At 44.6% G+C, this 22,632-nt stretch carries 22 protein-coding genes; 9 read left to right on the top strand and 13 right to left on the bottom strand.

Features of this window, described 5'->3' with window-relative positions:
* The first annotated feature begins 19 nt into the window (after nucleotides 1-19).
* Together MKY87_RS07750 and MKY87_RS07755 are read left to right on the top strand one after the other, a co-directional pair.
* Nucleotides 20-781: a LuxR C-terminal-related transcriptional regulator gene (locus tag MKY87_RS07750; RefSeq protein WP_340963709.1), complete on the top strand. Its 762-nt coding sequence runs from the start codon at nucleotides 20-22 to the stop codon at nucleotides 779-781.
* Nucleotides 782-888: 107 nt separating this feature from the next.
* On the top strand, nucleotides 889-1,668 hold the full coding sequence (locus MKY87_RS07755) for a hypothetical protein (protein WP_340963712.1): 780 nt from the start codon (nucleotides 889-891) through the stop codon (nucleotides 1,666-1,668).
* A gap of 116 nt (nucleotides 1,669-1,784) precedes the next feature.
* Here the strand turns inward: MKY87_RS07755 and MKY87_RS07760 are convergent, their stop codons facing one another.
* The gene (locus MKY87_RS07760; protein ID WP_340963713.1) at nucleotides 1,785-3,527 is read right to left on the bottom strand and encodes an ABC transporter ATP-binding protein; all 1,743 of its coding nucleotides are present in this window, start codon (nucleotides 3,525-3,527) and stop codon (nucleotides 1,785-1,787) included.
* Nucleotides 3,528-3,670: 143 nt separating this feature from the next.
* On the opposite strand from MKY87_RS07760, the gene MKY87_RS07765 reads away from it, so the two are divergent.
* From MKY87_RS07765 to MKY87_RS07775, 3 genes are all read left to right on the top strand, one after another.
* Nucleotides 3,671-5,113 (top strand): ABC transporter permease, encoded by a 1,443-nt coding sequence (locus MKY87_RS07765; protein WP_445669413.1) that lies wholly within the window; start codon nucleotides 3,671-3,673, stop codon nucleotides 5,111-5,113.
* A gap of 12 nt (nucleotides 5,114-5,125) precedes the next feature.
* Nucleotides 5,126-6,637, top strand: a complete 1,512-nt coding sequence (locus MKY87_RS07770; RefSeq protein ID WP_253439690.1) for an ABC transporter permease — start codon at nucleotides 5,126-5,128, stop codon at nucleotides 6,635-6,637.
* A gap of 73 nt (nucleotides 6,638-6,710) precedes the next feature.
* Entirely contained in the window at nucleotides 6,711-8,531 is a 1,821-nt protein-coding gene (locus tag MKY87_RS07775; protein ID WP_340963717.1) for an ABC transporter substrate-binding protein, read from the top strand.
* Nucleotides 8,532-8,586: 55 nt separating this feature from the next.
* On the opposite strand, the gene MKY87_RS07780 is transcribed toward MKY87_RS07775, so the two are convergent.
* The 3 genes from MKY87_RS07780 to MKY87_RS07790 form a co-directional block, all read right to left on the bottom strand.
* Entirely contained in the window at nucleotides 8,587-9,228 is a 642-nt protein-coding gene (locus MKY87_RS07780; protein ID WP_340963719.1) for a sugar O-acetyltransferase, read from the bottom strand.
* Between the two features lie 62 nt (nucleotides 9,229-9,290).
* Nucleotides 9,291-10,277 (bottom strand): ROK family protein, encoded by a 987-nt coding sequence (locus tag MKY87_RS07785; protein WP_340963721.1) that lies wholly within the window; start codon nucleotides 10,275-10,277, stop codon nucleotides 9,291-9,293.
* 568 nt (nucleotides 10,278-10,845) lie between these two features.
* A complete protein-coding gene (locus tag MKY87_RS07790) occupies nucleotides 10,846-11,301 on the bottom strand; it encodes a hypothetical protein (protein ID WP_340963722.1) in 456 nt (151 codons plus the stop codon).
* Nucleotides 11,302-11,508: 207 nt separating this feature from the next.
* Between MKY87_RS07790 and MKY87_RS07795 the strand changes: the two genes are divergently transcribed.
* Both MKY87_RS07795 and MKY87_RS07800 read left to right on the top strand, forming a co-directional pair.
* Nucleotides 11,509-11,709, top strand: a complete 201-nt coding sequence (locus tag MKY87_RS07795) for a hypothetical protein (RefSeq protein WP_026080945.1) — start codon at nucleotides 11,509-11,511, stop codon at nucleotides 11,707-11,709.
* A 231-nt stretch (nucleotides 11,710-11,940) separates the two neighbouring features.
* Entirely contained in the window at nucleotides 11,941-12,441 is a 501-nt protein-coding gene (locus MKY87_RS07800; RefSeq protein WP_340963725.1) for an AAA family ATPase, read from the top strand.
* A 284-nt stretch (nucleotides 12,442-12,725) separates the two neighbouring features.
* Here MKY87_RS07800 and MKY87_RS07805 read toward each other — a convergent pair whose 3' ends face one another.
* The 3 genes from MKY87_RS07805 to MKY87_RS07815 form a co-directional block, all read right to left on the bottom strand.
* Nucleotides 12,726-13,598 carry an AraC family transcriptional regulator gene (locus MKY87_RS07805; protein WP_340963727.1) on the bottom strand — a complete coding sequence of 291 codons (873 nt, stop codon included), beginning with the start codon at nucleotides 13,596-13,598 and terminating at the stop codon, nucleotides 12,726-12,728.
* 300 nt (nucleotides 13,599-13,898) lie between these two features.
* On the bottom strand, nucleotides 13,899-14,438 hold the full coding sequence (locus MKY87_RS07810) for a nucleoside deaminase (RefSeq protein WP_340963728.1): 540 nt from the start codon (nucleotides 14,436-14,438) through the stop codon (nucleotides 13,899-13,901).
* Between the two features lie 214 nt (nucleotides 14,439-14,652).
* On the bottom strand, nucleotides 14,653-15,390 hold the full coding sequence (locus MKY87_RS07815; protein WP_340963731.1) for a cyclase family protein: 738 nt from the start codon (nucleotides 15,388-15,390) through the stop codon (nucleotides 14,653-14,655).
* Nucleotides 15,391-15,589: 199 nt separating this feature from the next.
* On the opposite strand from MKY87_RS07815, the gene MKY87_RS07820 reads away from it, so the two are divergent.
* Complete coding sequence (locus MKY87_RS07820; RefSeq protein WP_339790525.1) at nucleotides 15,590-16,225, top strand: type 1 glutamine amidotransferase family protein; 636 nt, start codon at nucleotides 15,590-15,592, stop codon at nucleotides 16,223-16,225.
* On the opposite strand, the gene MKY87_RS07825 is transcribed toward MKY87_RS07820, so the two are convergent.
* The gene (locus MKY87_RS07825; RefSeq protein ID WP_339789829.1) at nucleotides 16,209-17,135 is read right to left on the bottom strand and encodes an NADP-dependent oxidoreductase; all 927 of its coding nucleotides are present in this window, start codon (nucleotides 17,133-17,135) and stop codon (nucleotides 16,209-16,211) included. The genes MKY87_RS07820 and MKY87_RS07825 overlap by 17 nt on opposite strands.
* Before the next feature lie 210 nt (nucleotides 17,136-17,345).
* On the opposite strand from MKY87_RS07825, the gene MKY87_RS07830 reads away from it, so the two are divergent.
* Nucleotides 17,346-18,224: a PhzF family phenazine biosynthesis protein gene (locus tag MKY87_RS07830; protein WP_339789826.1), complete on the top strand. Its 879-nt coding sequence runs from the start codon at nucleotides 17,346-17,348 to the stop codon at nucleotides 18,222-18,224.
* 77 nt (nucleotides 18,225-18,301) lie between these two features.
* Here MKY87_RS07830 and MKY87_RS07835 read toward each other — a convergent pair whose 3' ends face one another.
* From MKY87_RS07835 to MKY87_RS07855, 5 genes are all read right to left on the bottom strand, one after another.
* Entirely contained in the window at nucleotides 18,302-19,246 is a 945-nt protein-coding gene (locus MKY87_RS07835) for an alpha/beta hydrolase (protein ID WP_339789823.1), read from the bottom strand.
* Between the two features lie 111 nt (nucleotides 19,247-19,357).
* The gene (locus tag MKY87_RS07840) at nucleotides 19,358-20,074 is read right to left on the bottom strand and encodes an expansin EXLX1 family cellulose-binding protein (protein WP_340963735.1); all 717 of its coding nucleotides are present in this window, start codon (nucleotides 20,072-20,074) and stop codon (nucleotides 19,358-19,360) included.
* Nucleotides 20,075-20,412: 338 nt separating this feature from the next.
* A complete protein-coding gene (locus tag MKY87_RS07845; protein ID WP_127550026.1) occupies nucleotides 20,413-21,618 on the bottom strand; it encodes a cation:proton antiporter in 1,206 nt (401 codons plus the stop codon).
* A 3-nt stretch (nucleotides 21,619-21,621) separates the two neighbouring features.
* On the bottom strand, nucleotides 21,622-22,128 hold the full coding sequence (locus tag MKY87_RS07850; protein WP_339789817.1) for a cation:proton antiporter regulatory subunit: 507 nt from the start codon (nucleotides 22,126-22,128) through the stop codon (nucleotides 21,622-21,624).
* A complete protein-coding gene (locus tag MKY87_RS07855; RefSeq protein WP_339789814.1) occupies nucleotides 22,118-22,591 on the bottom strand; it encodes a GreA/GreB family elongation factor in 474 nt (157 codons plus the stop codon). The genes MKY87_RS07850 and MKY87_RS07855 overlap by 11 nt, the downstream gene beginning before the upstream one ends.
* Between the last annotated feature and the right edge of the window lie 41 nt (nucleotides 22,592-22,632).

Genomic DNA, 22,632 nt, shown 5'->3' on the forward strand with positions numbered 1-22,632 from the left:
CAGGAAGGAGGAATCAAACATGCCTGCCATTACACTTGCCTCACGGCACAAGGAGTCCGCCATTTGCAAGCACGTAACAGAAACGGCTCCGTTCGACTATTTACCAAAATCTCAACTGGACAGGCTTCGCAAAATCAATCATTTCCTGATTCATGCATTCCAGAACAGCCTCTCGGATATTAAAGAGAATTTAACGGGCACTTATCTTTTTCTACTCACAGATATGGACGGTGTGCTTCTCTCCATGGATTATAGTCCAGATCTGGAAACTGTCGTAGAAGGTTCACCCATTCGTCCGGGCATGATCTTCACCGCACAGAGCTGTGGAGTAAACGCCATTTCTGTAACGATGGACAACAATGAACCTGTGCTTCTGTTGCCCGAGCAGCATGAAAGCCCCTATTTTCAAAGTTGGCATTGCTACGCTGCCCCTCTGTCCATGGGATCGCAGCCTTTCGGTTATCTGGATGTGTCCACCATTAACGCGGATATGCAGGGCGAGCTAATTGCTATTGCCAAGCTGATTCCTGCATATATGCAGAACAGTTACCAGAATCAGCAGACTACTGAACCTTGTGACAAACCAGCGGTGGAGTTCACAGAGCGTCAGTTAACCATTCTGGAAATGATCGCGAAAGGGTTCACTGTGAAAGCTATTGCTTTGAAATTGAAAATCAAGGAATGCACTGTGAATCATCATAAAAAAGTGATTTTCAACAAATTAGGTGTGCAATCCAGCACGGAAGCTGTTTCAATTGCCAGCCGATTGTCTTATTTATAAAGGACCCCTATAGATTCCTATAGGTAGTAAATGGGAACGTTTGTGCTACAATTTAAGAAACAAGCAAGATGTAGAGAGAGAAAACACACACATTTCAGGAGGGTAATATGACAATTCCAAAGAAGACTTCTTTATTCGCCATGCTCATTATGATTATGCTGGTTATAGCCGCTTGCGGTGACAAGGCAGATAACACAGCCGCAACAAAAGAGCCTGCCGCGACAGAAACAACGACTGGCACTGATTCTGAGACAGCGAATACAGAAGAAACAGAGAACACAGAACCAGCAAGCGAAGAGTCCAAGGAAACCGATAATTCCCAAGACGTTGAGCTGGGAACTACGCAAAAAGGCTCTTACACCAACGACTATTTCGGCGTATCTTTGAAATTCCCGGAAGCTTGGGAGTTCCAGGATGCTGCAGGTATGAATGAACTGACAAGCGCATCATCCGAAGCGATTGCTGGTGATGATGAAACGAAGAAAAAACAAATTGAACTGTCTCAAACCAAAACATTGAATCTGCTTATGGCTTCACAGTATCCACTGGACGGAGGTCAAGTTGGTCCTTCCGCTATGGCCATTGCTGAGAAAGTAAGCTTGTTGCAAGGCATTCGTACAGGTAAAGACTACCTGGAAGCAACCAAAAAATTCATGATGGATAGCCAGTTCCCTTATGATTATAAAGAAATGACAACGGAAACCATCGGCGGTAAAGAGATGGATCTGATGCAAATTACGATGGATGCAGGTGACGGTTCAACGATTACTCAGGACTACTACAGCACGATTATTGAAGGATATGCTTTCAACTTCATCTTCACTTACATGGATGATGCAACCAAAGCTGAAATTGATACCATCAAGAAATCCGTTCAATTCAAATAATCGCTTTTGAATATTGCCATCATATTAATAATATCAAGCACATCTAACACAACCCCGACAACGATCTATAGAGATCATTGTCGGGGTTCTTTTTAGCTAAAAATGAGTACATCACTTTAGCTTGATATGGCCACCCAGTGTCCTTCCGTAACTTCTACCCACTTGGAATGTTCCAGATTATAACGGTCTTCTACTTCAACAGGTGTTTCTTTTACAACATGTCTCTTTTTCTTCGCTTCTACCGCCGGATCAGGCACAGGAATAGCTGACAGCAATGCCTTGGTATAGTCATGTTGCGGGTTGGAATACAGTTCTTCACTCTCTGCAAGCTCCACAATTTTCCCGTTATACATCACAGCCACTCGATCACTGATATGTTTAACCATGGACAAGTCATGTGCGATGAAGAGATACGTCAATCCGAGTCGCTGCTGCAACTCTTCAAGCAATTGTACGATCTGAGCCTGTATCGATACATCCAGTGCAGACAATGGTTCGTCACATACGATGAATTCCGGCTCCACAGCCAGAGCTCGCGCTATACCGATCCGCTGTCTCTGTCCACCCGAGAATTCATGTGGATAACGCTGCGCATGGGTAGGATCAAGACCTACCATCTCCAGCAGTTCCTCCACCCGCTTCTCCCGCTGAGCGGCATTACCTGCAAGCTGATGGATATCAAGCGCTTCTCCAATGATATCCATAATTCTCATTTTGGGATTCAGAGATGCATAGGGGTCCTGGAAAATAATCTGCATATGTCTGCGCATCGTTTTCATCTCCGAAGCGGACAGACGATTAAGAGGAACTCCCTTAAACAGCACATCCCCGCCTGTTGGCTCATGCAATCTCAGAATGGCACGCCCCGTGGTCGATTTACCACTACCGGATTCTCCTACAACGCCGAGTGTCTCTCCTTGCCGAATATGGAAACTGATATCATTCACAGCCTTTAAGGTGTTGCCTTTACCCAGATTAAAATGTTGTTTGAGCGACTTCACCTCAAGCAATGGCTGATCGTCTTCCAGATCTCTCGGGACCAGGGATACCGGTTTTGGCTTTTTCTTCTGATCCAGACGTGGTAATGCATTCAGAAGCCTGATCGTATAGGGATGTTTGGGATTAGCAAAAATCTCTGCCGTCGTCCCGGTCTCCACAATCTGTCCTTCTTTCATAACAACAACCCGATCACACATGCCTGCTACTACGCCCAAATCATGCGTGATCAGGATAATCGATGTGCCCAGTTGATCCTGCATATCTTTCATCAAATGAAGAATCTGTGCCTGAATCGTAACGTCCAGAGCGGTCGTTGGCTCATCCGCAATGAGCAATTCAGGACGACAAGCGAGCGCAATACCGATCATGACACGCTGACGCATGCCTCCAGAGAATTCGTGCGGATACTGGTTGTAGCGTATTTCGCTGCGAGTTATCCCCACCCGCTCCATCATGGCAATCGCCTGTTTCTTGGCTTCCCTCTTGGACACCTTCTGGTGTTTGATCAGACTCTCGGAGATCTGTTTCCCCACTTTAATTGTCGGATTAAGAGAACTCATCGGGTCCTGAAAGATCATTCCAATATCACGTCCACGGATGCTCTCCATCTCTTTCTGCGTTTTATTGGCCAGGTCGACACCCTTAAATAGAATCTCTCCATTCTTCATCTGAGAAGGTGGGGAGGCAAGCAGCCTCATAATGGAACGTGCGGTAACACTCTTTCCACTTCCCGATTCTCCTACAATGCCTAGCGTCTCACCTTTTCGTACTTCAAAACTTACTTCTCGCACTGCCTGAAACTCACTCTCTCCGGAGTGAAAAGAGACAGATAAATCATTAACTTTCAGTAAAGGTTCCATGTTATCACCAGCTCTCATCCGTTTTTTCACATACCCATATGTATACAATTATTACCTTGACAATTGTTTAGACCCTAAATAATATATACTATATCAATCGGAATAATGCAATTTAAACCTGAATGAAAGGAGGTACGCTTGGTTTGAATTTTGCAGAAGGCAGTAGAATCTCACGGTTGGTACACAATTTAAGCTTTATTTATGGCAAAATGCTGCTTCATCCTTCCTACCGATATGTTTTGTTCATTCTTGGATTACCGATCAATCTGGTCGTGTTTCTAATATGGCGTTCACATCGAAAAAATGACGGTTGGGTAGTTGCCAGACAGGCGGCTGAGCAAGAACTGCTCGCTTCTTCCTACCGGAACAGGCTGAAGTTGGAAGTGGAAGAACAACTGCGCCGCAAACATCGTTTTTTCCAGCAGCAGGTGAGTGAGGGAGAATTCAAACGTCAGACCGAGGAATGGGTGGAGGAAAGTGTTCAGACAGAATTGAAGGAGCGGACATCCCGTATACTTCAGGAACAAGGAAATCAACGTCTTACAATGGCCGATACGTTCCACTCACTGATCGACAAACCATGGTTTTTGGCGATATCCATTATTCCAGGCTGTCTCATGTATAGCATCCTGTTTTTGTATGGTAATCCTTATCTAAAGTACATATTTGAAAGAATACTGATGACGGTATTTGTCATTCTGGGCGTAGCTACACTCGTATTTACAATTTTGTATCTGTCTCCGTTCAACCCGGCAGCTAACATTCTGGGAGAGACAGCAACGCAGGAACAGATTGCCGCATTCAATCAGGTGTATGGCTTGGATCAGCCTTATCTTACACAGCTCTGGAACAATATCAAGGGCATCGCCTTCTTCGATCTTGGCAAATCTTTTGCAGGAAATGAAGACGTAACAGCCACGATTGCAAGGAAGTTTCCCATTACCTTGACGCTTGCGGTCATTTCCCTGCTGTTAGCACTTGTCATTGCATTACCCATTGGCATTATCTCAGCAATTAAGCCTAATTCGTGGTTCGACTACACCTTCATGTTTATTGCTCTGATTGGATTATCGATCCCGAATTTCTGGCAAGGACTTATTTTCATTCTGAACTTCTCGATCAAAATGCAGTGGCTTCCCGCCACCTTTAACCCGCAGAACTGGCTGTCGATCATTATGCCAACCATTGTGCTGGGTACGGGACTCACAGCTGCGGTGGCGCGGATGACCCGTTCTTCTACACTGGAAGTCATTCATGAGGACTATGTCATGACCGCCCGTGCCAAGGGATTAAGCGAACGCCAAGTCATGCTGAAACATGCTGTACGTAATGCATTGATCCCGATCGTGACGGTAGTTGGACTTCAATTCGGAGCCATGTTGGGCGGAGCAGCAGTAACGGAGAAAGTGTTTAATATCAGCGGTCTCGGCAGCTACATTGTGGATAAACAATTCATCCCCGATATTCCGAGTATCATGGGCGGAGTAATCTACACAGCCATAACGATCTCCATTATTAATGTAGCGGTTGATCTGCTGTATGCTTTTATTGATCCAAGAGTGCGCTCCAAGATGAAACAATATTAAAGCAGGTGTACTATGACAAACTCGTCTTTAACACAAGAAATGCGTTTTCGGCTTAAGTCTTCTCGAGAATACAGTCAGGCCAGCTTTGCCTGGGTTACGTCCCTTCTCTTGACTGCATTGTTGCTGTTCAACAGTTATGACTGGAGCGAGCGGACGTTCAAACCATTTCTGCTAACGATCCTTGGCATCTACTTATTCTTCACACTGGTCCAAAGTGTCATCACCATTCGGATTCGAAAAGACCTGATCCGTACCGGTACAGTCTCTGCTCTGACTCGCAGGTTAGCCTGGGTTCAGCTACTTGCTATCATTTCAGGCAATATATTTATCGTAACGGCAGCCTTTCATCTGATTCGAAAATCCAGGAACGTGGAGTATACCTTTGCGGTGTACATGCTGTTAACCCAGCTGTTCGTAATCGGTGTATCCGCGTTAAATATCTTCAAACCTTATGTGGCTGACAACTTTCTGCCATCCATGGCGGTGCTGATCTTTATTCTGGTCATCGACTTGGTCGTTCTGATTATCGTATCCCGATATAACGCGACCACTACCCTCCCTCGTTGGATGATCGGTGTCAGTGTGGTACTGATTCTGACCTCGATCACAGGTAATGTATTCGCACTATTGCTCGGCATTTCCATTATTGGACGCATTCGCAGACAGGGGAAACAAAAATCAAACTTCTGGAACGATCTGTGGGAGCGCCTTGCTCCGAATATGACTGCAATGTCCGGTTTGTTTTTTATCATTTTTCTGTTCTCGATATCGATCTGCAGCTTCTTTACCTTTGACTACAGCATGGCTGTGGAAAATAACTATTCGGCTCTGCTTCAATCCCCTTCCCTCGCGTATCCCTTGGGAACGGATGACTTCGGACGATGTTTATTTTCCCGGATTGTATTCGGTGCCCGGATCTCCTTGATCGTAGGCTGCATGTCGACAATCATTCCTGTATTGATTGGTGGAATCCTCGGAGCGCTCTCCGGCTTCTACGGCAGGCATACGGATAACATCATCATGCGGCTGCTTGATATTCTCTATGCCATTCCGGGAATTCTGCTCGCCATTGCCATTATTGCAGCGTTCGGAGCGAATACGGTCAATCTCATTCTGGCGCTGAGTCTGGGTTCCATCCCAACGTACGCCCGTACCATGAGAGCCAGTGTACTCTATGTATCTACTTTTGAATTTGTGGAAGCTGCACGTGCACTGGGGTACAACAATCGTACGATTATTTTCAAACACATTATTCCCAACTCCCTTGCGCCCATGATCATCAAGTCTACACTCACGATTGGTGGAGCTGTTATCGCTACCAGCAGTTTGAGTTATCTGGGACTCGGCGTGGAGCCGCATATTCCGGAATGGGGTAACATTCTGAAGCTGGGCAGTACATACCTGGAAACTCACTCTTATCTGGCGATTTATCCAGGCTTGGCTATTATTCTGCTGGTTCTTTCTTTTAACTTTCTCGGTGATGGTCTGCGTGATGCGCTCGATCCCAAGCTGGAAAAGGCCTAAACGATTCGTTGAAATGAATGATATAGAAAAATAAAATCACACATCACACATTCAAGATATGGAGGGTAATCCCATGAAAAAACGTACACTGATCTCATTGTTATTAATTCTCGTCATTGTGATTTCCGGCTGCAGTGTAAAAACGAAAACCGAATCACAGGCGGAGACCGCACCATCAGACACAACAGAAACTGCACAAAAACCGGCAGACATTGAACTGCTTGCCATGAGTTCTTCGGAAAATGACGTGAATATTATCCGCGACCAGCTGACCAAAAACGGCTTCAATGTGAAGCTGAACCTGCAACCGGATTACGGCAGCTTCAAATCCCAGCAGGATGCAGGGAATTATGACATTGCCTTGTCCAGCTGGACAACGGTAACGGGAAATCCCGATTATGCCGTACGTTCTCTTTTCAAAACAGGTGGAGATTACAGTATCCTCGCAGATGGGGAGATTGATAAGCTCATCGATCAGGCAGCTACCCAAACACCAGACGAATACAAAGATACGTACAAACAATTGGAAGATCGCTTGGTAACGGATCAGGCTTATATCGCTCCTCTATATATTTCCCTGAAAAGTCAGGCTGTGAACAAAGACATTCTGAATGTCGATACCGTTCGTCTCTCCAAATCCCGCGCGATGGCTTGGGAACCGATTGAGTTCAAGGACAGCTCCAAAAATGCCAAAGATCCGTTGATTCTGACGCAAAGCGCATCCGTACTGACTTCCCTTGATCCAATCAAAGGAAACGACGGTTCCATCAACCAGTTGAACACCAATATGTATGTACGTCTCGTTAACCTGACGGATGACGATCAGCTGACAGCAGAAGGATCACTGTCCCATAATTTCAGCATTGCTGAAGGTAATTCGGACTATTACTTCATTCTCAGAGACGACATCAACTTTGCGAAGATTGATAACAAAAAAGCGGTAGATACAGGCGAACGTGTGGGTGCAGATGATGTCATCTTCTCCCTGGATCGTGCGAAAAACAAAGATTCCGTTCCAGATCACCGGACATACAGTCTGCATGAACACATCAAAGAAGCTGAAGTTGTAACGGATCTGAGTGCATTGCAATCCATTAAACAATCCAGTGGTAACGGCACCATCCTCGAAGCATTAGAACAAGGACTGGGCAGCAAAATTACAGAACTCGTAACTGACAAAACCAAAGCAGATAATAGCGCAGGTAAATATCAGGTCGTTAAATTGACAACAACTGAACCTTTCCCACAAGTACTGAACTACCTGGCTCACCAATCAGCCGGGATCGTGTCCAAAAAACAGGTGGAGAGCATCAACACCTATGATGTAGCTTCCTTTGACGTCAACAAAGATATTCCTTACGGTGATCAGAACACGGTGACTGAAGGCGCATCATACAATAACACCCTGTATACTAGCGGACCTTATATTTTATCTTATAAAAATGACTATGAAGCTGTATTCTTGCAAAATCCGGGATACCGCAAAGGCACTGAATATGCACCGAAAATTGCTCAGGTCAATGTCCGGTTCATCGCGGATGCAGACAGCGCCCTCTCTGCTCTACGCAGCAGTGAAATTCATTTATACTATGGTGTGCCTGAAACCAAGTATGACATCATCAAAAATGACAGCAAATTGCATCTGCAAAGCATTCCAAGCAACGCCGTTTCTTATCTCTTGTTCAACACGGCTAACCGTGATGTGGCCAAGAGCAGTGATTTGAGAAAAGCCGTACTGTACTCCATTAATCAGGATGAGATTTTGAGTTTCTACAAGAATAACAAACTCAAAGCATACTCCACAGTAAGCCCGCTCGTTCCGACCGGGAATGAATTGAAAGCTGATCCTGCAAAAGTAAAAGAATTCTTGAGCAACTATAACGCCTCCAAATAAACGTATACTAAAAAGGCTGTCACTGGATCATCTACTGATCCTCGTGACAGCCTTTTTATTCTTCCAGCACACGGCAATCTGCCAGAACATCGGGGTAATTTCGCATGCTGTCCGCTTCTGTGATTTTGCGAATAACTCTGCACGGTACGCCTGCTGCAAATGAATGCGGTGGAATATCACGAGTCACGACACTCCCTGCTCCAATGACACATCCATCTCCAATGGTTACGCCTCCGCACACCGTGACGTTCGCCGAGATCCATACATCGTTTCCAATCGTGACCGGTTTGGCATAACATAGCGACTTCACATCACCGTTCTGATCCACCATCTGTCTCCGCTCACGGGCAATCATGGGGTGAACAGGAGTGACAATCGTAACGTTGGGTCCAAAACTGGTATAGTCCCCGATCGTCACTTGCGCATCGTCTTGTATCGTCAGATTGTAATTACCGAAGAAGTGATCGCCTATCCGGGTATGCACACCATAATGAAAGAAGATGGGGCCTTGCAGGAATCCACCTTCACCGATCTGCCCCAGTAGCTGTTGCAATATCTGATCCCTTTCCTCCGTCTGTTCCTCAAAGGTCTGACTGTAACGCTGACTGAGATTATGGGCCCGCCTTTTGATGGTCTTTAATTCCGGATCGCTTGGACTAAACAATATGCCCTTCATGATTCTCTCTTCTTCACGCATGATGAATCCTCCTCAACACGAGTTCGCTTATAAAATAAAAGTCACTGACATGATCTGCGGGGTTATAAAGCTTCTGATAGAATGCTTGATTTCAACGCCTGAAGAACCATTCCTCGTAACCCAGCATCAAAATCATGTTGGAACGAGTCCTGATGTACAATCTCCGGCAACGACGGCATGGGATGATCCTCCCCGTACTTTTGCCACGCCAAATCCAGTTCTTCTCTCTCCACACGTTCCTGATAAATGACAATCTGGTGCGGGGCAACGACGGCATTAATCGTTTGCAGAATATGACATACCTGCACCACAAAATCATCTTTGCTCATGTCGCGTTTCCAATCAGGTGAATATGGAAGATACTTGATCTCACCAAACATCCCGTTTTTCCCCCGGATCATCTGTCCATTCAACATCATGCCCATACCCGGCGGGTATCGGTTCGGAAAATAAATTCCTGCTACACTCTGTTCCTTCATATCCGCATGCTGTGTACAGTATCCGCTAATCGCTGCATTAACATCATTCTCCACGAGAACGTTCAGTTGGAACTCGCTCTCGATCTCCCGTATCAGATGTGAATGGATAAGCTCTTCATGACTGCTCACCGTGATATCCCCATCCACGGCTTGCCCCGGAATACCGATGCCGATCATATCAATGGCGGGGTACTCCGCAACGAAACGCGCGATAAGTTGCAGCACATGCTGTTTATCAAAAGCAGGCAAGATGCTCTCTTCCTTCAGCACAACCTTATTCTCCAGATTCATGACCGTTGCCGAAATCAACTCCTGGCCTTTCATCTCTTTGATGTAAAGAACCAAAGCAAGCTTGAAGTTATAATTATATCGATAAGCCTGAGCAGGACGACCACCGTTAGAGGGAACCACTTTATCCTGGAACAACTCTCCGCCATCACATAATTCCTGAATCAGCGCATTAATGGTAACAACACTAAGATTGGTTAGTGAAGCTAATTGCGGTTTGGTCGCCGTCTCAATCTGCTGCATGACTTCACGCACATTATTCAAATTGATGTATTTCATCATTGTAGCGTTGGCTTTTTTCATAACCCTCTCGTTTCTACTTTGGTTCAATTGAGCCAAAGCAATGGTATGGATGTTATTTCACACCATATCATAACATAATGCCTTATTCGAACACATGAGTTCCATCGTGCTGGCAATGGATCGAAATCGGCAGAGCTTCTTTGTTCACTCAAACAAATCATCCATTGACTTCACAGGTTTCACTTCAATTGGTTGCTTTGACAAGACCATACTGGCATAGGTACCTGCCCAAATTATAACTGCCATAATAACGTATACCATCCATACTTACCTCCCTGTTTCATACGGATTATGATTTTGCGATACTCATCACCTGTGATTATTTCTCTATTTAATAAATACACTTTATAAAGTTTATATCGTAAGTATGCGAGGATAATAGTTCTTTGTCAATATGATTTAGATTTATCCGACTCCTTTTCAGTCCAAGATACAAGTGGACAACATGACTAAAACAACATATATCATCTCGATGCCCATAAAAATAGCTGCCGACAGAATCATTCAACGATTCTTTCGGCAGCCGTTTGTTCAATATACAAGCAGTTTATTTTGAATAGGTTCGCTGTACAGCAGGCAATAAGGTTACAACTTGAATACCCACTCCCCATGCAAAATAGACCAAGTGAATGATAGAAACATCCTGAATCCAATACACCTGCGCCATAATCCAGATGATGAGAGCAAACCCCGTATACAACGAAAAAGTCCAAGCCCAATAGCGGTCAGGATAGAGATTCAGTCTCTCACCCAGCCCCCAATGAACGTAGCGGATGAGCGAAATAGCAATCATTGTAGGCATCACGCCAAGTACCAGCAATAGGATGATCCCCGGGTACAAAAAACTGGCAAACGGAGAATTCTCTAATAAAGATGCGGGCAAATTCACCATACTTCCAGATGGGTCTATGATTAAAATGACGCCTCCAACAATCGCCCCAATCCCCAGCATTCCATGCATCAAAATGAGTAACCACGATCTGCCTATACGCTGCTTTATCATGAATTGCTCCTTCCGTTCTCTCGTTTCTCAACTTCATATATGGAGGATTATGCTTAAACCCTCTAATACCATTCTCACACATGCCGCGCATTGTTCCTGTGCTTCTTTTCACTATATTGATCTCGAAAATCATACGTAATGGAAAAACTTGATAAAAGAACGTACGTTCGGTATAATAGGATTATCCTGAATAAGCGAGAGGCAGATATGGACGACAAATTTATTAAGGAATTACGCGAGATTAGTCGGGATGACAGACGAAGATCGGAATTTATGATTCAAGGTTTGAAGGAAACACTGCAAGAACGCAAAGAAGAAGGCATACTCAAGCGCTGGATACGGCGTAAGAAAACAGAGAAAAAAATCTCTCAAAGATTTAATCAAGATCCTCACTCGGATCAAAAGTAACAACATAAAAAGGAGGCGGAATACGCCTCCCTTGCTATTTACATATTTCAATCATATAGGCTTCGTTAGTTGTGACTCAATCCATAAGTTTGCCAAAGCACACATTTATGCTTCTAATAAATCAAATCCTAGCTAGACTTGGGTCCTGATAAGCCTACTTACCTGTTTCCAGTTTATTGCCTTTATGTGTTAATCTAGTCCAAGGGACTTTCTTATAAAGGGAGTGAAAATATGACAAATACTTCGGACTCAATATCAATAAAGAAGGTGATAATTCTGGTGACAGGAATGTCGGGTACAGGTAAATCAACGGTTCTAGGCGAACTTGCTCATAGGGGTCATAGAATTATCGATACCGATTATGATGGTTGGAGTGAGAATGTGGATGGTTCTGGGTGGTTATGGAACGAGAATCGAATTGATGAGATGCTCACTGAACATAGAGAAGGTACTTTATTCATTTCGGGTTGTGTATCTAATCAGGGGAAGTTTTACCCGATGTTTGATGCAATAGTGTTGTTAAGTGCTCCCCTCGAAGTAATCCTTGAACGTATAGCTTCCCGTAAGACGAACGATTATGGAAAAACTGTTGAACAACATGAAGAAATTATACAAAACGTCGCTAGTGTTGAACCGCTCTTACGTGCTGGAGCTACTGTTGAGATCGACACCAGGAAGCCGCTTGATGAAGTTGTAACCGAGCTTGAACTCATTGCCAACTCCACTAGCTGATCACTTCTTCACACTGTACAAAACCGCCCAGTTCGACCAATCTAATTACCTTGTTACACTAACCTGCCCGCTAGTTGAACAAAAGCATCCAATCACAATGGTCGGCTGCTTTCTTAGTTTTATTGAGTTAACGTTTCCCGTTAGTTTAATAAAGAAATATTGGAGCTAATTATAATAATTACTTTACTCTTATCGTTCATCAAATTCCTTCAAACACTTGACATTGATTGTATTAATTAAAAAATGGCCACCTAATGGTGACCAATAACTGGAAAAAACCGTCTCTACTTTTTACGAACCGGAATCCATACCTCACAGATTGAATCTTTATGCGTGTCATCAACCCAGTAATACTTCTCTATACATGGCCCTTCAACTTGTTCAAAACTCACCGAGGGGAACCATTCCGTGTAGATGCGTTTCCAGATATTTTGAATACCCAATCCGATTTCTACATCGTTCGGAATCGTCTCACGACTATCGAATACCGCATAAGTTTGACTAGGAACATTAAGGACGGTAAATTCATCTGGAACCTGTTTTCCTTCCGGCAGTTCCGCTCCCAACAAATAGCACTTTGACCCATCCTCGTCAAAGTCGAAATGATAACCGTACAGCAGTGATCCCGCTGGTCTCCCTACCAACTCGTTAATCTGATCATGAATACCATTCCTCCAAATTACCTCCACAAACACGGGTATCTCCTCATAGGCATCCTTATGGATAGTAACGTTCTTACCAAATACTGTTGATTCCATTTCCTCCACGATTCGATAATTCATCTCGGTTTCCCCTTTAATCTGAATTTGAAAGGAAATTCGAGGAAATGCTTTAAGTTTCACATTCATTTTCTTAGCCGCAAGAGGTGTTACCCCATGCATCCGCCGAAAAGCTTTCGTAAATGCCGCCGGACTGTCATAACCGTACTTAAGCGCTACATCAATGACTCTACAATCCGTTCCCGCTAACTCCTGCGCCGCAAGCGTTAGTCGCCTATTCCTCACGTACTGAGTCACGGTAACACCGGTTACTGCATGAAACATTCGCTGAAAATGATATTTTGAACTCATTGCTGACCTAGCAATGTCCTCAATCTCAATCGGCAAGTGCAGATGTTGCTCCACATAATCAATGGATTGACTAAGCAGCTTAAGCATCTCCAGGATCTCTCATCTCCTTTCTCCTACAGTATAAAAGAACCGTTAAACACCTTCTTGTTTAGAAATGCTCTATTTTGTCTAGAAATTTAAGTACAACAATGAGAGATCTGGTAAAGCTTCGATTCCTCAGCAAGATGTAACAAACTGCCGTGGTGGCAAACTGTTCTTGGATTTTTCCTGAACTAACCTGACTCTTAGTTGAACAATAGCAGGTGATCACATTGATCAGCTGCTTCTTTGTATTATAGAACTAACGTTTCCCGTTAGCTTAATACATCAGATGCAAAGTTTCATTTATTATTGAACAGTTTCATTTACTAATTCATCATTCCAATGATTATCGCTATACCCACGGCTGTTGTTCCATTCTGCTAACATTTTTCTTTGTCTCAACTCTAAATCTCTGTAAGGGGCTGCAACAAACACGATGTCGTGGAACAGATCATTATAAATAGGTAATTCGCTATTTAATTCCTTGAATTTTTTAAATGCACCTATATCCCTATCATTTGCAGCCCAAACCACTTTTTTAATCAAAGACAACACGATTGTACCTGTGCACATGGGACAAGGCTCACAGGTAGTATATAAGGTAAGTTCGTTCTTTGGAATAAATTTCTTGCTCTCAAGATGAAGTATCACATTTCCGGCTTTTCTTATAGCGTCCACTTCGGCGTGAGCTGTAGAATCACAGCTTGAAAAAACTCTGTTCCTACCTCGGCTTACAACTGAACCATCTGCATCAACAATAATTGCACCGATAGGAAAAGTACCTTCATCTCTAGCCTTTTCTGCTTCTTCAAAAGCTAACAGAAGGTTTTCGTAATGCTTGTCCATCTTATACACACCCCATCTCAGTAATTCCCAATAATAATATATTCCAGAAATATACTGCTACTCCTTCTCCCATAATGCTAATTTTTCTTGTACGGCTACGCTAACCTGCCAGTTATCTTAACTGAAAAACAGCCGACTATTTAGCCGGCTGTCTACTTGAGTATTCTGAGTTCTGTGCCTGATTTATCTATTTCAGCTTTTGATCTAGCTAGTTTTACGGCAAAATGGCAAAAGACCGGACTGGAAAGCCAGATGCTTTCTCCGCTTTGGGTACAATATTGAAAATAACAGCGCCTTTAGCCGGCACCTGATCCAGGTTTGTTAACAGCTCGACCTGGTATGTATCCTGGGCAAGTACATAATATTCTGCCAGAAGTGCTCCATTCTTCTGATAATCCACCGCTGAATCCGTGTCAAAGGTTTCATGCCCAATGGCTTGTACTTTTCTCTCCTCAAATAAAAACATGAGCGCACTAACCGACCATCCGGGTGCATGACTGTTGCCCTCATCATCCTTGTTATCAAATGCTTCATGGTTAGGCCAGCGTTTGCTCCAATCGGTACGTAAGGCTACAAAGCTTCCAGCTTCAATCACGCCATGCTCTCTTTCAAATTCAAGAATATGCTCCACATCCAGTGTGAAATCCGGATTGTTCTCTACTTCGGCAGACTGGTCAATGACCACAAGCGGGAGCACAAGCTCCTTCAAGCCCAACTCATCCAGATACCGGGTATCCCGAACGAAGTGGATCGGCGCATCAAGATGTGTCCCGTATTGACCCGGGAACTTGAAGCTCTGGGCAAAGAAACCTTGATCGTGATCAAACAGGGTATCGAATTGTGCTGCCTCAAAAGCTGAAAAATGCGGAGAGTCCGGTCCAAACGTATGGGTCAGATCTACCCATTTCTTTTCTTTTAACAATTGAATGGCTTGAATGAGTTCGTTGGACATCCTTATCACCTCATGCACAAAATGGAATAAATTTCTCCTATTATATCTTATTCCACTGCAATTGGGGAGCAGTCCCTATATTGGTTCTTAGGGCTATAAATTTCAAATTTTAAAACTTCACTGACCGTAGTTGTCAGTGAAGTTTATTTATAATACAAGAGTAATCCATTCAATCATGAAAACAAAAGGAGCATGCATGATGCAAACGAAGAACGTATATCTATATGTATTTGATACGATGTCAGACTGGGAGGTAGGATATCTAACTGCTGAATTGAACTCGGGAAGGTATTTCAGGAAAGAGATCAAGCCTTTACAGGTCGTAACCGTAGGCGTGGATAAACATCCGGTAACTACCATGGGCGGATTGAACATCCTCCCCCATATTTCTATTGATGAATGTACATTGAAAGGTAACGATGTCATCATTCTTCCTGGAGGAAATACCTGGATGGACACCATCCATGATCCTTTATTAAAAAAAGTGACTGATGCTATAGAAAAAGGTACGGTTATTGCGGCAATTTGTGGTGCCACGGTTGGACTAGCAAAGAGGGGGTTACTGGACTCCATACAGCACACAAGCAATGATTTAGATTACTTGAAGATGATATGCCCAGATTATACTGGAGAAACCTATTATGTAACGGAGCCTGCAGTAACCGATGGAAATCTAGTTACTGCATCTGGAATAGCTCCGTTAGAATTTACGATGCATGTGTTGAAGCTGTTGAATGTCTTTGCACCAGAAACCTTACAGGCCTGGTACAATCTATATCAGACTCATGAGTCCAAATACTTCTACGAGTTAATGAATTCTATTGCACCTGAATAACCAGTTTCCCGCGGGTATGATGGGTTTCACTCTTCTCATGTGCTTCCCTTACTCCCTGTTGAGTTAGCGGGTGCGTTCCATCAATAACCGATTTGAGCTTGCCTTCCGCAGCCAGTTCAGCCAACTGATCCAGTTGATCCCCTTTGGGCTCCATCATGAAGACATTGGCCGTTACTCCAGCTTCCTTGGCAAGTTTCTCATCCGGTTGTACCACCAAGGATACCAGATGCCCGCCGGACTTCAACACCTTGAAGCTGTCGCGCTGAATATCACCGCCCATGGTGTCCAGTACAACATCATAACCGGAGAGAATCTCCGAGAAATCTTCTTTTTTATAGTTGATAAAATGATCCACACCCAACGAACGAAGCAACGCTTCGTTTGATTCACTTGCCGTGGAAGCCACTTCAGCGCCGAGGGACTTGGCGATCTGAATGGCATACGTTCCCACACCACCTGCACCAGCATGGATGAGTACCTTCTGCCCTTTGGCTAAACGTCCATGATCCACTAGGGCCTGCCAAGCCGTCATCGCAGCCAGCGGGATAGCTGCTGCTTCCTCAAAGCTTAATTTCTCCGGTATACGGGCAATAATGTCTGCATCAACGGCAACATATTCTGCATAGGTTCCGAATTGACGCGGACGTGCAAATACCCGATCTCCTTCTCTGAACCGCGTGACATTCGAGCCTGCTTCAGCCACAGTACCCGCAACATCGCCGCCCAGAATCAAGGGAAAATTCTCCGCTGCTTCTTTCATATAACCTTGTCTGATTTTGAAATCCACCGGATTAACCGACGTGGCATGTGTTCGGATCAGCACCTGATTGACTCCACACGCTGGCTTGGCTACTTCTTGTTCCTTCAATTGTTCCGCTCCACCAAATTCCTCAATCACAATTGCTTTCATTAGAGATCCCAGCCTTTCCATTGGATTAACGTTATGCTCTCTCTCCTTTCATTACCCTTTTCCCGCGGTCACTTGACCTATTCATTCCAAAAATCATAGCAATCTGGGATTCACGATCCAGTTCAACAATCGTGATATAATGTCGATTATCGATTATGTTAAATCTTAATCCAATACTGAATCCAATACTTGAACAAGCGAGGTAACGATATGGAAGTTGAAGTAAGTACATTACATGCATTTTCGGACAAGGCTCTTGGCGGAAACCCCGCAGGTGTTGTTTTACAAGCTACGCATTTGTCTGAATCCCAGATGCAGGAGGTTGCCCGACAAGTCGGGTTTTCAGAGACTGCATTTGTAATGCCATCGGATCAGGCTGATTTCAAAGTGCGTTTCTTCACTCCAAGTGATGAGGTCGATCTCTGTGGGCATGCCACGATTGCTTTATTTTATCTAATGAAGACACAGCAGCTCGTTGATGTTGGTACATACACATTGGAGACACTGGCGGGAATTCTTAAAGTCGTTATCGAAGTCAATGGAGAAGTCTATCTGTCACAGACATTGCCGGAGTTTGGGGAGATCGTGGACCGTCAGCAGATTGCCGACTCATTACGCATTTCTATGGAGGATTTACATTCCGAACTACCTGTACAGATTGTGTCTACCGGGTTACCCGATATCATGATAGCTGTTAAAAATGTTGATGTTCTAACCAAAATCGATCCTGACTTCCAGCGTATCGCTGAAATAAGCAAGACTCATCATGCCATAGGTTATCACGTGTTTACACTCGAATCAGATGCTGAGGACGTCCTGGCAGAATGCCGTAATTTTGCACCGCTTTATGATATACCGGAAGAGAGCGCGACGGGCACATCCAATGGTGCCATGCTCTGTTATTTATATCATTACAACCAGCTTACAGATCCTCATCATCACACGTATACGATCAGACAAGGGTACACCATGAACCGTCCCTCCGAGATCCGAGCCAGATTAACTTTGGACAGTTCCAATGAAATTACACAGATTCAGGTTGGCGGTAGTGCAATTCATATCAAAAACATTCAAATTCACCTCCCTTAATGGGAGGTGTTTTCCGTACTTAGGATATGTAAACTATCTTATGCGAAGCAGTGTAGTAGCCTGGCCTGTGGTCATCATTAAATTTGTTGTAAAAATCGTAGTACCGCTACCTCCAACTGGTTCAGTCCTGGCTGCTCTATAGGAAAATGGCCCGCACCCTCCAAAATGATGCATTCCTTATCGACCACCAGACGATCAAAAAAAGATTGGCTGAACCTGATCGGTGTCATGGGGTCCAGTTCAGGGTGAACCAACAGAACCGGACACTGGCTGAACTGTTCCGGACTTACCTCCGGTTTTTTATTAAGGAATGTTCTTAATAATTCCAACGGAATACGTGTATCTGCCGCTTGTGGATCATTCATGATAAGCCGGGTTAAGTCCTTGTTATTGGTAATCAGTTGCATTCGGGATACCTGCTTGACCGAAATACGTACATGATCCAGCAGACCTGGGAACAAATCCATCATCCGTTTTCCCGCCCGGCTTACCAGACGATTCGGTGCAAGCTGGTCACGCATTTCCGGATTACTCGTGTCTACAAATGTAGTTGCGATCAAACCCTTAACACGCTTGCTGCGTGCACTGGTGTGATAGGCAAGCATACCTCCGATGCTACTTCCCAATACAACGATTGGCTTGCCATCTTTTTTGTGTTCCCGTTCGATGAGTGACACAAGCAGCTCTATCCAAAGTTCGTAGTTAATACGTGTACCAAACATTGCGTAACTTAACCCATACGGCGGAAGATCTGGCGATACCACCTCGTATCCATGTCGCTGCAACATGCGGGCATACGGAGCGAGCAACCTGCCATTACCCCCCGCACCATGAATGAACAGAATCTTGATTGAAGACTCCGGTGCAGGCAAGCGATCGATATGCAGATGAACCCCATTTGACTCCCACCATTCTTCCTCAGGAGCTGTATGCTCTCCTAACCTCACTTCTTCCGGGAAAAAGCCCTGATACTGTTTCCAATAGGGATGTGTTGTCTGATATGAAGGCAAACTTTTTTTCATACGGTACATTCTCCTCTTTTCGTATACAAAAAAAAGCCGTACAGTGTACGACTTTTCGTTAAGAATACGTCTATGACCATACTTCTTTTTATAACACCTTCCGTATATCTGTCAATCGGGAAACTGTACATTGCCCGGTACGATATATGCACCGCCTGACCCATCATTAGGCAGAGCCGGGATCGTGTCATTTAATATCTGACCGCGAATATCGGTAATACGAACGTTTAGTTTTTCTTTGCCCAGTCCAGTTCCGAGGAAATGATTATAGTCTTGCTTTTCAAGATTGAGCCACGTACCATCCTTCTGTTTCACTTCGAACTTCAGCACCGGATATTTGTGATTACGAACCTGAATGGCTGCCCACCACTGACTGCTGCCTTCCTTGATCCGATAGGAGACGTTGCCTTGAATTGGAGCTTTGACCACTTTCCAACTGATATTGATTTTGCCTGCCTTTGGGTCACCAATCAGGTTAAAGGCATTCGGTGAGAGATCCAGTGCTCCGCTGGCTCCTTCTGGGTAAAGGTCTGTTACATAGACGGTTGTTTTGCCTTTAGGACCCTGCACCTCGAGATAGGCTCCTGCTAAAGCGGCTTTGACACCGTTATAATTGAGTTGGAACGGATTAAGTGCAGTAATCTTCATGTCCGCCGGGATGGGATCAAGCAACACCGCACCTCCCGAGTAACCTGAGCCTGTATACGTCGCGTAACCCTGATATGTATCGTTCCATGCAGCAGATGCAGGTAGAGCAAATAATACGAGACTGAGCAACATCCCTGTACCGGCCCATTTTAACCGTTGAAATCTACTTTTCTTGTTCATGAGCTATTCCTCCTCGTCCGTTCTCGTGTAAAATATCTATTCAACTGCTAGATTTGAATATAACATTATTTTACATAATAACTGTTTATTTTCAATCCCTCTATACCAAATCACAACTATAGTCCTGCCCGTGGACTTGAACATTCACGACCACGCACAAGATATGGATACATACCATAATTTGGTGAAATTGATATAATAACAAGCCTGTATTGGATGGGTTCCCAGTAATAAAAAAACGCCACACCCCGGAGTAATTTCGCTCTCCGAATGGTGTGACGCCTATTAAACACTACGGTCAGAATACCCGGTCTGTCCAAGGACAGTCAGCATTTGACTCAACCCGTTTCCCTTCGTTTCATCCGCTTCCTTAGCCGCGCATACTGAGCATAGATCCGCGGAGATTCTTTTGTCAGGATAGGCCCCAGCACAGCCAGAATTAACACATACAACACGGCAAACGATTGGATGGATGCCATGAGCCCTCCCGCCTTGCCGATGTTCGCCATGATAATGGAGAATTCGCCCCGCGAGACCAGGGTAAAGCCCACATTCAACGAGGCCTTAGGGCTCATTCCAGCCAGTCTGCCAGCGATCATACCTGCACCATAGTTACTGGCGATCGTCAGAATAACAGCAATAATCGTCATGCCAACAGCTCCGCCAAGTGAAGACGGCTCGATGGTTAGGCCAAAACTGAAGAAGAAAATTGCACCAAAAAAATCTTTGAAAGGCATGATCTGATGTTCAATCCGACTGACATGTCTTGATTCGCCCAGCACAAGACCCATCATCAATGCTCCAATGGCTTCTGCTACATGCAGTGTCTCCGAGAAACCAGCCACCAGGAAGAGCAGTGTCATGACGGTAAGCAGGAACAACTCTGATGACTTGATATTCAGTGCTTTATCAATATATTTGATGCTTTTCCTGCCAATAATCAGGAACAGCACAATAAACAGCAGGGCAGACAGCGATACCAGCAGAACACTTAAGAAGGAAGTTGCCCCGCTGAGCACAAGCCCGGTCAGGATGGAGATATGAATCGCGATGAATAAGTCATCAAACATGATCATGCCCATAATAATCTCTGTTTCAGGGTTTGCCGTGCGTTTCAGATCAACGAGCACTTTAGCTACAATGGCTGTAGAAGAGCTGGTCATGATCCCACAGACAACGAGAGTCTCCTGAAGGGGCAGATCCATGAACCACCCCAACAGTAATCCAGAGACAAAATTAAGCCCTACGTAGAACATGCCTCCGGTCAGAATGGCTTTACCAGACTTTAATAGACGGGAGACCGAGAACTCCAGACCCAGGTAAAATAGCAAAAACAAAATGCCCAGCCTGCCCATAAATTCAATAAAGGTCGAACTTTCGATAAAACGTAAATCCACTATGCCAATCTGTGGTGCATGTGGTCCAACAGCCATACCAATCAAAATATAGAAAGGAATGACCGAAAATCGTAATCGTGAAGATATCAGCCCAGTAAGTGTAATCAGCGCAACGGCAATTCCCACTTCAAATATGAGCATATCCATAGGCTAAGTCCGTCCATCAGTCAACAATTGTTTGAGCTGTTTGATCTGATTCCGTTCACCAGCAACTACAATGGTAGCTCCAGCGGTAAAAGCATAATCCGGGCCTGGATTAAAATGCTTCTCCTTATCCTTGGTCACAACAGCAAGAATAACAGCGCCCGTAGCCTGACGGATGTCCAGTTCACCAATCGTCATGCCTACGCTTGCTGCGTGAGGTTCAATTCGTAACCATTCGATTAACAATCCTTCGAGCATCACTTCACGCTCATCCTGGAACTTCGGTTTATAGGTCATACCACCAACGATGGCGGCTACCGCCCGGGCTTCATCATCGTCCAAGGTGACAAGAGATACCATATCACCTACCTCTTCAGGCGTATCCCCTGCCTCCATATGGAACAGGTCACGACGCTCGTCGTTATGAATCACAATGACCAAGTGCTCACCACTACGGGTATGCAGCCAGTATTTACGTCCGATCCCTGGTAAGTCTGTCTCTTTAAAGTGCATGATCTGCACCCCCTAAGGCCGACCCGTTCAAGGTTTCGCTTCTCAGCTCAATCCCCGTGATGCGTATCCTCATGGAACCTGATGGTGTATGAACAGACCTAACTTCCCCTTTACTGCCAAGCAGTAATTGACTCCCTACGGGAGAGAGAAAAGAAATCCGACCCTCATCCGGGTCCGTATCTTCTGGCATGACAATCATGAACGAATCTGACGTATGAAAATCGAGATATTCAAAATCAATATGACTGCCGATCAATACAGCCGAGTCCAGATCTTCATCAGGGCCCAGAAGCAGTTTTTCCACAAACTCCGTATATGCCGACAGTTGTTTTTCCAATTGTATCCGCTCTGGATCACGCACGTCGAAATAGGCGTCGAGAAATGTTCTTTTCTCTTCACCGAATGTAAATAGCTGGCTCACCAGCTTCTCTCTGCAATTATGGCGGGAAGTCCTATGGTTCATAATAGATTTCACCCCCTATACAAGCCTTGTTCTCCATGTTG

Origin of the sequence: Paenibacillus sp. FSL R7-0198, from assembly GCF_038000415.1 — a bacterium.
In the GTDB taxonomy this organism is placed as follows: Bacteria; Bacillota; Bacilli; order Paenibacillales; family Paenibacillaceae; genus Paenibacillus.